This is a genomic window from Arenimonas donghaensis DSM 18148 = HO3-R19 (genome assembly GCF_000743535.1).
GTDB classification, from domain to species: Bacteria; Pseudomonadota; Gammaproteobacteria; order Xanthomonadales; family Xanthomonadaceae; genus Arenimonas; species Arenimonas donghaensis.
Map to the genome: position 1 here is coordinate 1 of NZ_AVCJ01000002.1, position 14,804 is coordinate 14,804.

The 14,804-nt window shown below is 68.8% G+C and carries 2 protein-coding genes; both read left to right on the plus strand.

Annotated features, from left to right (window positions below; translation table 11 throughout):
* The first annotated feature begins 59 nt into the window (after nt 1-59).
* Nucleotides 60-11,117: a DUF7507 domain-containing protein gene (locus N788_RS14540; protein ID WP_211250672.1), complete on the plus strand. Its 11,058-nt coding sequence runs from the start codon at nt 60-62 to the stop codon at nt 11,115-11,117.
* Entirely contained in the window at nt 11,117-14,794 is a 3,678-nt protein-coding gene (locus N788_RS02790) for a hypothetical protein (protein ID WP_211250673.1), read from the plus strand. The genes N788_RS14540 and N788_RS02790 overlap by 1 nt, the downstream gene beginning before the upstream one ends.
* Nucleotides 14,795-14,804: the final 10 nt, after the last annotated feature.

Here is a 14,804-nt window from a genome sequence, read left to right on the forward strand (position 1 = left end):
ATCCGCAGCTGACGCCGGGCAGCACGAGCTGCGCCAGCGTCGCCGTCGGGGGCACCTGCGTGCTCACGGGCACCCATGTGGTCACTGCGGCCGAAGCCCAGGCGGGTCAGGTCGTCAACACCGCCAACGCAACCAGCACCGAGATTCCCGGCCCGACGGACTCGAATACCGTCACCACGCCCGTGGTCCAGGTGCCGGCGCTCACCCTGGCCAAGTCCGCGGCGACGCTGACAACCGATGCCGATGCGTCGGGCGACATCACCGAAGGCGACACACTCAGCTACACGGTCACGCTGACCAATACGGGCGACGTTGCCCTGACCTCGGTCGTGGTCAGCGATCCGCAGCTGACCCCCGGCAGTGTTTCCTGCGCCAGCGTCGCTGTCGGCGGTACTTGCGTACTCACGGGCACCCACGTGGTGACCGCGGCCGAGGCCCAGGCGGGCCAGGTAGTCAACACCGCCAATGCCACCAGCACCGAGGTGCCGGGTCCAACGAATTCCAACACCGTCACCACGCCGGTGGTGCAGGTGCCGGCCCTGACGCTCGCCAAGTCGGCCGCCACCCTGACCACCGATGCCGACGGCTCGGGCAACATCACCGAAGGCGACACCCTCAGTTATACCGTCACGCTGACCAATACGGGCGACATTGCCCTGACGTCGGTCGTGGTCAGTGATCCGCAGCTGACGCCGGGCAGCACGAGTTGCGCCAGCGTCGCCATCGGCGGCACCTGTGTGCTTTCCGGCACGCATGTGGTGACCGCCGCGGAAGCGCAGGCCGGCGAAGTGGTCAACACGGCCAACGCGACCAGCACCGAGGTGCCAGGTCCGACCAACTCCAACACCGTCACCACGCCGGTGGTCCAGGTCCCGGCACTGACGCTCGCCAAGTCGGCGGCGACACTGACCACCGATGCCGACGCGTCGGGCGACATTACGGAAGGCGACACGCTGAGCTACACGGTGACGCTGACCAACACCGGTGATGTCCCGTTAAGCAGCGTAGTCATCAGTGACGCCCAACTTGCCCCGGCCAGCACGAGCTGCGCCAGCGTCGCCGTCGGGGGTACCTGCGTGCTGACGGGTACCCATGTGGTCACCGCGGCCGAGGCCCAGGCGGGCCAGGTGGTCAACACCGCCAATGCCACGAGCACGGAAGTGCCCGGTCCGACCGATTCGAATACGGTCACCACGCCGGTGGTCCAGGTCCCGGCCCTGACGCTCGCCAAGTCGGCCGCGACGCTGACTACCGACGCGGATGCCAGCGGCAACATCACCGAAGGCGACACGCTGAGCTACACCGTCACGCTGACCAATACGGGCGACGTGGCGCTGACCAACGTGGTCGTCAGCGATCCGCAGCTGACCCCGGCCAGCGCCAGCTGCGCCAGTGTCGCCGTCGGCGGTACCTGTGTCCTGACCGGTACGCACGTGGTCACGGCGGCCGAGGCCCAGGCCGGGGAAGTGGTCAACACGGCCAATGCGACCAGCACCGAGATCCCAGGTCCGACGAGCTCGAACACCGTCACCACGTCGGTGGTCCAAATCCCGGCGCTGACACTGGCGAAGTCGGCGGCGACGCTGAGCACCGATGCCGACGCCTCCGGTGACATCACCGAAGGCGACACCCTCAGCTACACGGTCACGCTGACCAATACGGGCGACATTGCCCTGACGTCGGTCGTGGTCAGTGATGCACAGCTGACCCCCGGCAGCACGTCGTGTGCCAGCGTCGCGGTCGGGGGCACCTGCGTGCTCACGGGAACCCATGTGGTTACCGCGGCCGAAGCCCAGGCGGGCCAGGTCGTCAACACGGCCAACGCGACCAGCACCGAAGTGCCGGGTCCGACGGACTCGAATACCGTCACGACGCCGGTGGTCCAGGTCCCCGACCTGACCCTGGCCAAGTCCCCGGCCACGCTGACGACCGACGCGGACGCCTCGGGTGATATCACTGAAGGTGACACGCTGAGCTACACCGTCACGCTGACCAACACCGGTGACGTGGCGCTGACCAGTGTGGTTGTCAGCGATCCGCAGCTGACGCCGGGCAGCACGAGCTGCGTCAGCGTCGCCGTTGGCGGCACCTGCGTGCTTTCCGGCACCCATGTGGTGACCGCGGCCGAAGCCCAGGCGGGCCAGGTCGTCAACACCGCCAACGCGACCAGCACCGAGGTGCCGGGTCCGACCAACTCCAACACCGTCACCACGCCTGTCGTGCAGGTGCCGGCCCTGACGCTTGCCAAGTCGGCCGCCACCCTGACCACCGATGCCGACGGCTCGGGCAACATCACGGAAGGCGACACCCTGAGCTACACCGTCACGCTGACCAACACCGGCGACGTGACGCTGACCTCGGTCGTGGTGAGCGATCCGCAACTGACCCCGGGCAACAGCTCCTGCGCCAGCGTCGCCGTGGGCGCCACCTGTGTGCTCTCCGGCACCCACGTGGTGACTGCGGCGGAAGCGCAGGCCGGCGAAGTGGTCAATACGGCGAACGCGACGAGCGCTGAGATTCCCGGCCCGACGAGTTCCAATACCGTCACCACGCCTGTTGTGCAGGTGCCGGCGCTGACGCTGTCGAAGTCGGCCGCCACGCTGACGACCGACGCGGATGCCAGCGGTGACATCACCGAAGGTGACACGCTGAGCTACACGGTGACGCTGACCAATACCGGTGACGTACCGCTGAGCAGCGTCGTGATCAACGATGCGCAACTCACCCCGGCCAGCACGAGCTGCGCCAGCGTCGCCGTCGGCGGCACCTGCGTGCTTTCCGGCACGCATGTCGTCAGCAACGCCGAGGCGCTTGCTGGCCAGGTGGTCAACACCGCCAGCGCGACCAGCACCGAAGTGCCGGGCCCGACGAGTTCGAACACGGTGACCACCCCGGTAGCGCAGGTGCCCGAGTTCAGCCTGGTGAAGTCGTCGGCGACGCTGACGACCGACGCGGACGCCTCGGGTGACATCACCGAAGGTGACACGCTGAGCTACGCCGTCACGCTGACCAACACCGGTGACGTCCCGCTGGGCAACGTCGTTATCAACGACGCCCAGCTGACCCCGGCGAGCGCCAGCTGCGCCAGCGTCGCCGTCGGCGGCACCTGCGTCCTGGCCGGTACGCACGTGGTGACCGCAGCAGAAGCCCAGGCGGGCCAGGTGGTCAACACCGCCAACGCGACCAGCACCGAGATCCCCGGCCCGACGGATTCCAATACCGTCACCACGCCGGTGGTCCAGGTGCCGGCGCTGACGCTGTCGAAGTCGGCGGCGAGCCTGACCACCGATGCCGACGCCTCCGGTGACATCACCGAAGGCGACACGCTGAGCTACACCATCACGCTGACCAATACGGGCGACGTGGCGCTGACGTCGGTCGTGGTGAGCGACCCGCAGCTGACCCCGGGCAGCACGTCCTGCGCCAACGTCGCCGTCGGCGGCACCTGCGTGCTCGCGGGCACCCATGTGGTCACCGCGACCGAGGCCCAGGCGGGCCAGGTGGTCAACACGGCCAACGCGACCAGCACCGAAGTACCGGGTCCGACGAGTTCGAACACGGTGACCACGCCGGTGTCGCAGGTGCCCGAGTTCAGCCTGGTTAAGTCGTCGGCGACGCTGACGACCGACGCGGATGCCAGCGGTGACATCACCGAAGGGGACACGCTGAGCTACACGGTGACGCTGACCAATACCGGCGACGTGGCGCTGACCAGCGTGGTTGTCGCCGATCCGCAGCTGACCCCGGGCAGCACGAGCTGCGCAAGTGTCGCCATTGGTGGCACCTGCGTGCTCACGGGCACCCATGTGGTCACCGCGGCCGAGGCCCAGGCGGGCCAGGTGGTCAACACCGCCAACGCGACCAGCACGGAACTGCCGGGACCGACCGATTCCAATACGGTCACCACGCCGGTGGTCCAGATCCCGGCCCTGACCCTGGCCAAGTCGTCGGCCACGCTGACGACCGATGCGGACGCCTCGGGTGACATCACTGAAGGTGACACGCTGAGCTACACCGTCACGCTGACCAACACCGGTGACGTGGCGCTGACCAGTGTGGTTGTCAGCGATCCGCAACTCACCCCCGGCAGCACGTCCTGCGCCAGCGTCGCCGTCGGCGGCACCTGCGTCCTGGCCGGTACGCACGTGGTCACCGCGGCCGAGGCCCAGGCGGGCCAGGTGGTCAACATCGCCAACGCGACCAGCACCGAGATCCCCGGCCCGACGGACTCCAATACCGTTACTACGCCGGTGGTGCAGGTCCCGGCCCTGGCGCTCGCCAAGTCGGCCGCCACCCTGACCACCGATGCCGACGGCTCGGGCAACATTACCGAAGGCGACACCCTCAGCTACACGGTGACGCTGACCAATACCGGTGACCTGGCGCTGACCAGCGTGGTCGTCAGCGATCCGCAGCTGACCCCGGGCAGCACGAGCTGCGCCAGCGTTGCCGTCGGCGCCACTTGCGTGCTTTCCGGTACGCATGTGGTCACTGCAGCCGAGGCCCAGGCGGGTCAGGTCGTCAACACCGCCAACGCGACCAGCACCGAGGTGCCGGGTCCGACGAACTCCAACACTGTCACGACGCCCGTGGTCCAGGTACCGGCGCTCACCCTGGCCAAGTCGGCGGCGACGCTGAGCACCGATGCCGACGCCTCCGGTGACATTACCGAAGGCGACACCCTCAGCTATACGGTGACGCTGACCAATACGGGCGACGTTGCCCTGACCTCGGTCGTGGTGAGCGATCCGCAGCTGACCCCGGCCAGCACAACCTGCGCCAGCGTCGCCGTGGGCGGCACCTGCGTGCTTTCCGGCACGCACGTGGTCACCGCAGCCGAAGCCCAGGCGGGTCAGGTGGTCAACACCGCCAGTGCCACGAGCACGGAACTGCCGGGCCCGACGGACTCCAATACGGTGACCACGCCCGTGGTCCAGGTCCCTGACCTGACCCTGGCCAAGTCGGCCGCCACCCTGACGACCGATGCCGATGCGTCGGGCGACATCACGGAAGGCGACACGCTGAGCTATACGGTGACACTGACCAACACCGGTGATGTTCCGCTGAACAACGTCGTCATCAACGACGCCCAGCTGACCCCGGCCAGCACGAGCTGCGCCAGCGTTGCCGTTGGCAGTACCTGCGTGCTCACGGGCACCCATGTGGTCACCGCGGCCGAAGCCCAGGCGGGCCAGGTGGTCAACACCGCCAACGCGACCAGCACCGAGGTGCCGGGTCCGACCAACTCCAACACCGTCACCACGCCGGTGGTCCAGGTGCCGGCCCTGACGCTCGCCAAGTCGGCCGCCGCGCTGGTGACCGACGCCGACGCGTCGGGCGACATCACGGAAGGCGACACGCTGAGCTACACGGTGACGCTGACCAACACCGGTGATGTCCCGCTGGGCAACGTCGTTATCAACGACGCCCAGCTGACCCCGGCGAGCGCCAGCTGCGCCAGCGTCGCCATTGGCGGCACCTGCATGCTGACCGGCACGCACGTGGTGACGGCGGCGGAAGCCCAGGCCGGCCAGGTGGTCAACACGGCCAGCGTCACCAGCACCGAGATCCCCGGTCCGACCAATTCCAACACCGTCACCACGCCTGTCGTGCAGGTCCCGGCGCTCACCTTGGCCAAGTCCGCGGCGACGCTGACCACCGATGCCGACGGCTCGGGCAACATCACCGAGGGCGACACGCTGAGCTACACGGTGACGCTGACCAATACGGGCGACGTTGCCCTGACCTCGGTCGTCGTCAGTGATCCGCAGCTGACGCCGGGCAGCACGAGCTGCGCCAGCGTCGCCGTCGGCGGCACCTGCGTGCTGACCGGTACGCACGTGGTCACCGCGGCCGAAGCCCAGGCGGGTCAGGTCGTCAACACCGCCAACGCGACCAGCACCGAAATTCCCGGCCCGACGGACTCCAACACCGTCACCACGCCGGTAGTCCAGGTCCCGGCGCTCACCCTGGCCAAGTCGGCGGCGACGCTGACGACCGATGCCGATGCGTCGGGCGACATCACGGAAGGCGACACGCTCAGCTACACGGTGACGCTGACCAACACCGGCGATGTCCCGCTGGGCAACGTCGTCGTCAGCGATCCGCAGCTGACCCCGGGCAGCACGAGCTGCGCCAGTGTCGCCGTCGGCGGCACCTGCATCCTGACCGGTACGCACGTGGTCACGGCGGCCGAGGCCCAGGCGGGCCAGGTGGTCAACACGGCCAACGCGACCAGCACCGAGGTGCCGGGCCCGACAGACTCCAATACCGTCACCACGCCGGTGGTCCAGGTCCCGGCGCTGACGCTGGCCAAGTCGGCGGCGACGCTGAGCACCGATGCCGACGCCTCCGGTGACATCACGGAAGGCGACACGCTGAGCTACACGGTGACCTTGACCAACGTGGGCGACATCGCCCTCACCAGTGTGGTCGTGAGCGATCCGCAGCTCACTCCGGGCAGCATCAACTGCGCCAGCGTCGCCGTCGGCGGCACCTGCGCGCTTTCCGGTACGCACGTGGTCACTGCGGCCGAGGCCCAGGCGGGCCAGGTGGTCAACACCGCCAATGCGACCAGCACCGAGGTGCCGGGTCCGACGGACTCAAACACGGTGACCACGCCCGTGGTCCAGGTCCCTGACCTGACCCTGGCCAAGTCGGCCGCCACCCTGACCACCGATGCCGATGCATCGGGCGACATCACGGAAGGCGACACGCTGAGCTACACGGTGACCCTGACCAACACCGGTGATGTTCCGCTGAACAACGTCGTCATCAACGACGCCCAGCTGACCCCGGCCAGCACGAGTTGCGCCAGCGTCGCCGTCGGCGGCACCTGCGTGCTTTCCGGCACGCACGTGGTGACGGCCGCGGAAGCGCAGGCCGGCCAGGTCGTCAACACCGCCAACGCGACCAGCACCGAGGTGCCGGGTCCGACGGATTCGAATACCGTCACGACGCCCGTGGTCCAGGTCCCGGCGCTCACCCTGGCCAAGTCCGCGGCGACGCTGACCACCGATGCCGACGGCTCGGGCGACATCACAGAAGGTGACACGCTGAGCTACACCGTCACGCTGACCAACACCGGCGACGTGGCACTGACCTCGGTTGTCGTGAGCGATCCGCAGCTGACCCCCGGCAGCACGACCTGCGCCAGTGTCGCCGTGGGCGGCACCTGTGTGCTTTCCGGCACCCACGTGGTGACGGCCGCGGAAGCGCAGGCCGGCCAGGTGGTCAACACCGCCAATGCCACCAGCACGGAGGTGCCGGGTCCGACCAACTCCAACACCGTCACCACGCCGGTCACCCAGGTGCCGGCGCTGACCCTGGCCAAGTCGCCGGCGACCCTGGTGACTGATGCCGACGGTTCGGGTGACATCACCGAAGGCGACACCCTCAGCTACACGGTGACGCTGACCAACGTGGGCGACCTCGCCCTCTCCAACGTGGTCGTCAGTGATCCGCAGCTGACCCCGGGCAGCACCCCCTGCGCCAGCGTGGCCGTCGGCGCTACGTGCGTGCTCACCGGCACGCATGTCGTGAGCAATGCCGAAGCGCTCGCCGGCCAGGTGGTCAACACGGCCAGCGCCACCAGCACGGAAGTCCCCGGACCGACGAACTCCAACACGGTCGTCACGCCGGTGCGCCCGGTGCCGGGCTTCACGCTGTTCAAGTCCGACGCCAGCCTGGTGATCGACGCCGATGGCAGCGGCAGTCTCACCGGTGGCGACACCCTGCGCTACACGGTGACGCTGACCAATACCGGCAACCTGCCGCTGACCAACGTGGTTGTCAGCGATCCGCAGCTGACGCCCGGCAGCACCACCTGCGCCAACGTACCGCTCGGCGGCACCTGCGTGCTCACCGGCACGCACGTCGTCACCGATGCCGAGGTGCGGGCCCGTCGCGTCGTCAACACCGCGACGGCCAGCAGCACCGAAATCCCGGCGCCGGTGTCGTCGAACACGGTCACCACGCCGGTGGCCAATCGCCGCCCGGTGGCGGTCACCGACACCTACACCACGCCCGCGGGCGTGCCGGTTGCCTTGTTCCCGCTCACTGCCGACAGCGACCCGGACGGAGACACCCTCTACGTCTTCTCCATCAATGGCGTGCCGCTGACGCCCGGCTCGTACCAGGAGATCCCGGTGACGGGTGGCACCGTCATCGTGGCGGCCGACGGCAGCTTCACGTTCGCGCCGGATCCGGACTTCACGGGAACCGTGACCTTCCCCTACGCCATCACCGACCGCAACGGCGGCGTCGCCAGCGCCAACCAGGTCATCACCGTCATCTCGCCGGAAATCGCCGAAGCCACGCTCGCCAAGTCCGCGGCGACCCTGCTGGTCGACGCCGACGGCAGTGGCGGCGTCAGCCTCGGTGACACCCTGGCCTACACCATCACCCTGACCAACACCGGCACGGTGGAGCTGACCAATGTCGTGGTCACCGACGCCCTGCTTGATCCGGGAAGCGTCAGCTGCGCCGTCGTGCCCGTCGCCGGCACCTGCGTGCTCGAAGGCACGCACGTGGTCACGCTGGACGAGGCCCAGGCCGGCGAAGTGGTCAACACCGCCAATGCCGAGAGCGGGCAGACGCCTGCCACCGTGGTCTCGAACACCGTTGTCACGCCGGTCGCGCCCGTTCCCGCCGGCGTACCGGCGATGGCCACGACCAAGCCCGAGCCGGTCCTGGCCACGGATGCGGACGGTGACGGCCTCGTAAGCGCCGGCGACACGCTGGCCTATACCGTGACCGTCATCAATACCGGTGAAACGCCGCTTACGGATGTCCGCATCGACGACGCCATGTTGACGCCCGACAGCGTCACCTGCGCCCTGGTGCTGGTCGGCGATACCTGCGTGCTGGAAGGGACCTACGTGGTCACCCTGGCCGATGTCGAGGCCGGCGCACTGACCAATACGGCCACCGCCACTTCGGCCCAGGTCTGCCTGCCCGGCGAAGCGCCGGCAGCGGCGTGTACGGCGAGCGTCGGTATCGACATCGAGCAGCGCCCGCAGATCGCCATCGAAAAGCTGGCCGAACTGACCACCGACGAAGGCGTGCAGGGTCGCGGCGAAGCCGGTGACGTGATCACCTATTCGGTCATCGTCACCAATACCGGCAATCTCACGATCAGCAACCTGACCGTGGAGGACAGCTTCCAGGGCGGCGCGCCGGTCATGCTCGACTGCGCACCGACCACCCTGGCTCCGGGTGAGGTGGCGACCTGCGCCAGCTACACGCACACCATCACGGCGGCGGAAGCCAATGCCGGCAACCCGCTTGAGAACGCGGTCATTGCCAGCGGCACCACCAAGGCCGGCAGCCAGACCATCACGGTCACCGGCAACGCCGCAGCGGTCGTCGAGGTACAGGCCGACCCGACCGTGATCCGTCTGAGCAAGTCGGCCCAGCCCAGCGAAGTCCGGGTTGGCGACCTGGTGCGCTACCAGGTCCGGGTCGAGAACACCGGCGGCGGCCCGCTGGTGGACGGCCTGCTGGTGGACACGCCACCGGCCGGCTTTACCTATGTGCAGGACTCGCTCGTGGTCGCCGACGACGACGGCGCCGGTCGCCTGGTGGGAACCTTCCCGATCCGGGTCGACCGCATCGACGTCGCCCCCGGCCAGTCCGCGACGATCAGCTACCTGCTGCGCGTCGGTGCCGGCGTGCGTCCGGGCATGCACGTCAACTCCGCCGTGCTGACCAGCGGCGACAGCCAGTCCAACGTCGCCACCGCCCAGGTACGCCTGGCCGGTGATCCGATGATGGAAGAATCGCTGGTGATCGGTACCGTCTTCGACGACCGCGACGGCGACGGTCGCCAGGACCTGGCCTCGCTGACCGGTATCCACGTGCAGGGCGGCTTCGAGGCCGGGGCCTACGTGGCCGGCTCCACCGTGCTCCATCGCGACGGCCAGGCCCGGCCGGTGGCGGACGCGAGCGCGCCGCTGCTGCGTGGCCTGGACGTGGGCGACATCGAAGGACGCCAGTCCGAGGCCGACCCGGCCTCGGCGCGGCAGCTCGTGGTGTCGCAGTTGCTGGTCGAGCCGCGGTTCACCAGCGACTTCGTGCTCAGCAGCGACCAGGGGCTGAGCCTGCGCATGGACGCCGCTGGCAATACCCGAATCGAGGGCGAACCGGCGCAAGACAGTGCGGCCCTGCCGCAGGTCGAACGGCGCGTCTCGCGCGAAGCCGGCGGCTACCGCGTCGACTATGTCGTCTCCAACCTGGGCGTCCAGGAGCGCGGTATCCCGGGCGTACGCATCGCCTCCGTGGAAGGCCTGTTGATCGAGACCGACCCGCATGGCCGCTACCATCTGGTCGGCGTGGCGGGCGGTCCGTGGGAACGTGGCCGCAACTTCATCCTCAAGGTGGACACCGCGACCTTGCCGCCGGGCAGCGTGGCGACGACCCGCAACCCGCTGGTGCGCCGCGTCACCCAGGGCATCCCGACGCGCTTTGACTTCGGGTTCACCCTGCCCACGGGCCGGGTCGCGGGCACCGAACAGGTGCTGGAGATCGCGCTGGGCAACCTGATGTTCCCGCCTGAAAGCGCCGAGCTCCGTCCGGGCCACGAACCCGTCGTTGCCGGCATCGTCGAACAGCTGCAGGCTCGCGGAGCCGGCCAGCTGGTCATCACCGCCGAAGGCGGGGACGAAGCCCTGGCGTTCAGGCGCGCCCGCGTCGTCCAGCAGGCCGTCGAGGCCGCGATGCCCGAAGGCCTGGACGACGTCGCCGTGAGCCTGCGCACCGACCCGGCCGATCCGGACAGCAGCCTGGCCAGCATCGGCGGATCCCCGGTGCTGGGCACCGTGTTGTTCGAAACCGGCCAGGCGGTGCTTGCCCCTCGTTATGCGGCGCTGCTTGATGCCGTGGCCGCCGATATCGAACAACGGGCGGCCACGGGCGACGGCATGCTGGTGGTCGGCATCGTCGGCCATGCCGACCGGCGCGGTTCGGACCAGGCCAACACGGCACTGGGCCTGCGCCGGGCGCGTGCGGTCTTCGACGCCCTGGCTGCACGACTGCCACCCGAACTGCGCCAGCGACTGCGCGTTGACATCAGCCAAGACCCGGATGCCTCCGTCCGCAGCAGCGAGGGGGGCAAGTGATGCGCCTGAAGATGAAGATCCTCGATTGCACCCTGATCGCCGTGCTTGGCACGGCGGCCTTTCCACTGCTTGTCTCGGCAAGCGACGACCCGGCCGCCGCGAAGTCCATCGGTGACGTCGCCTGTGGGGCGTCCGGCTGTACGAGCGACGGCGAAGTGCTGGTGCGCGTGCGCACCCGCGGCGAGCGCGAGCCCGCCGCCGACGGCGCGGACGAGGGCCTGGCGGCCGATCGCCGCGTGACCATCGAAGCCGGGCAAGCCGGCCGCGTCTCGGCGGTCGGCAAGTGGACGGTCCAGCTGCCCGATGGCGGCGTGGTCTGGGCCACCGAAGACCCCAACCTGGGCCAGCCCGTGCTCAACGCCAGTGCGTCCAGCCTGGTGGCCTTCGAAGGCGGCCGAATCGCCAAGCCAGTGCGCTTCTACGTGCAGGGCAATTATTCGTCCTTCATCAGCGAAGCCGAGATCATCGTCTTCGCCGGCAAGGACACCGACCTGGTCGAACCCCTGGCCCGCATCCCCTTGGAGGTGGCGGCGGTGGCCGATGCGACCTGGGACGGCGAACTCCCGGCCGACGCGGTGGCGCGCGAAGGCGACGAACTGCAGTACATCGTGCGCGTGCGCGATGCCGAAGGCAGCGTCGATGAAACCTTCCCGCAGCGCCTGCAGCTGGTGCGCCCCGAGGAAGCGGAGCGTGGCCTGTCCAGGAACCGGGACGGCACCGAGAAGACCCGGGGCATCCGCCTGGGGGCCGACGAGGCGCAGGACCTGGCGCTGGTGCAGTCCGCCTTCGCCGGCAATGCCCTGCGCCAGCAGAACATCGCCATCCATGGCTCGCGCATCCGCATCCACGGCCGCAACATCCCCGAGGGTTACACGGTCGAGATCAACGGCCAGCCGCACCCGGTCGACCTGGAGCGCAAGCTGGCGGCCGAATACCTGATGCCCGTCGGCCAGCACCGGTTCGAACTGACCCTGGCAGGCCAGGATCGCGCGCCGGTTTCGCACACGCTTGATGTGGACGTGACGGGTCGCTACCTGTTCGCCGTCGCCATCGCCGACCTCACGGTGTCCAATGGCGACACCAGCGGCTCGATCGAACCCCTGGCCGGCGACGAACGTTTCGACGACGGGTTCCTGCTGGAAGGTCGCCTGGCGTTCTACCTCAAGGGGAAAATCAAGGGACGTTACCTGGTGACGGCGCAGGCCGACACGAGTGAACGCGAGGTCTCCGAGCTGTTCGACGGATTCTGGGATGCGGACCCCCAGGACATCTTCCGGCGCCTCGACCCCGACACCTACTATCCGGTGTACGGCGACGACTCCACCACCTACCGCGACGTCGACAGCCAGGGCCGCCTCTACGTGCGCGTGGACTGGGACCGCAACCAGGCCCTGTGGGGCAACTTCGGCACCGGGTTCACCGGCACCGAATACGGCCAGTACCAGCGCTCGCTCTACGGTGCGGCGCTGGACTGGCGCAGTCGCCGCGCCACCGCCTACGGCGATGCCGGCAGCCAACTTCGCGCCTTCGCGTCCGAAGCCCAGACCGTGGCCGGGCACAGTGAATTCGTCGGTACCGGCGGCAGCCTCTACTACCTGCGCCACACCGACGTCTTGCCGGGATCGGAAGTGCTGACGCTGGAGGTGCGCGACACCACGACCGGTCGCGTCGAGGGCAGCGTCGTGCTCCAGCGCGGCGTCGACTACGAGATCGACGAGTTCCAGGGCCGCATCCTGCTGACCCGTCCGCTGGCGCAGATCACCCGCGAGCGCGTGCCGACCCTCACCCGCGACGCGCCGCTCGACGGCTGGCTGCAGGTCCTGCTGGCCGACTATGAGTACGTGCCCAGTGGCGGCTTCGATGCCGACGACGTGGCCGCGGGCTTCCGTGGGCGCCACTGGTTCGGCGACCACGTTGGCCTGGGCGCGACCTGGGTGGACGAAAACCGCGCCGGCGACGACTATTCGCTGCGCGGCGCCGACCTCACGCTCAAGGCGGGTCGCGGCACCTACGTGCGGCTCGAGCACACCCGGACCGAAGCGACCAGTGCCCCGGTCTTTTTCTCCGACAACGGTGGCCTCAGCTTCACCGAACTCAACTCGGGCCTCGGCGCCCGGTCGGGCGAAGCCCGTGCGGTCGAGGCCAGGGCGAACTTCCGCGAGCTGGGCTGGACCCAGCGCGACTGGAGCGCCGGCGCCTGGTGGCGCGAGGTCGAGGGTGGCTTCTCGGTCGCGCGGTTCGATACCGGCCAGGCGATCCGCGAGTATGGCGCTGAAGTGCGCGGCGAATTCGGCCCCGACCTTGGCGTGTACGCGAAGGCGAGCCAGGCCGAGCGTGGCGCCGAGTCGCTGGGCCAGGCTCAGCTGACCGCGGAATGGCGGCTGTCGCAGGATCGAAGCCTGTCGGCCGAACTGCGCCGCGTCGACGAACAGCGGCTGGGCGGCGACGCCGTCGGTACGCTGGCGGCGGTGCAGTACAAACATCGTCTCGGCACCTCGCTGGACCTGTACGGCATCGCGCAGGTCACGGTCGACGACGACTCCGGTGCCTACCAGGAGAACGACGCCCTGACGGTGGGTGCCCAGTACCAGTTCGGCGACCTGTCGACCGTTGGCGCGGAACTGACCACCGGCGACCGGGGCGACGCCCTGCGCGTGGACGGTGAATACCGCCTCAGCGCCGAGCACAGCTTCTACGGTGGCTACACCTACAGCACCGACCAGTCCGCCTACGACCCACTGTTCAATCCGTCGGCCAATGCCGGCTGGACGCTTGGCCAACGCTGGCGCCTGAACAGCAACGTCAACGTGTTCAACGAAAGCCAGTACCTCAAGGCGCCGGGCCAGACCGGCCTGGCGCATACCTTCGGCATGGACTTCTTCGTCGGCGAAGGCTGGAACCTGGGCTTCACGCTGCAGGACGCCGACCTCGAAGCGGCATCCGGACTCGTCGAGCGACGCGCCATCAGCGTCTCCGGCGGGCGCACCTCCAACCTGACGCAGTGGCAGAGCAAGCTGGAGTGGCGCGAGGACCGGGGCGCGGAACAGCGCGAGCAATGGGTCACCACCAACCGCCTGCTGCACAAGGTCAACGACAGCCTGCGCGTCGCCGCCCGGCTCAATTGGTCCGAGACCGAGGACGCCGTGCAGACGCAGGCCGGTGCCCGCTTCATCGAAGGCAACGTCGGTTTTGCCTGGCGGCCCTGGGACAGCACCCGCTACGCCCTGCTGGGCAAGTACACCTGGCTGTACGACGTGTCGGCGCTGCCCCAGGTGGGTGACACGGTGGCCTTCTACGACCAGCGCACGCAGGTGGCTGCGATCGAAGGCATCTTCAGCCCCGACCAGCGCTGGCAGCTTGCCGGCAAGCTCATGCGCCGCGAGGGCGAAGTCCGCATGGGCCGCCTGGCCGGCACCTGGACCGATGCCGCGGCGACCTTCGCCGCCGGGCAGTTGCGCTACAGCTTCGCCGACCACTGGCATGCCCTGGCGGAATATCGCTGGCTCGGCGTGACCCAGGGCGGTGATCGCCGGGGTTTCCTGGTCGGCATCGACCGTGACATCGGCGACCATTTCCGGATCGGCGTAGGCTGGAACTTCACCGATTTCAGCGACGACCTGACCGATTTCGACTACGACCACCGCGGGTTCTTCCTGAACCTGGTGGGCAGCTACTGATGCGAGGATC

Bases quoted from the DNA above. Each gene is read 5' to 3' on its own strand.
- N788_RS02790 (WP_211250673.1), top strand. From the start codon at position 11,117: ATGCGCCTGAAGATGAAGATCCTCGATTGCACCCTGATCGCCGTGCTT.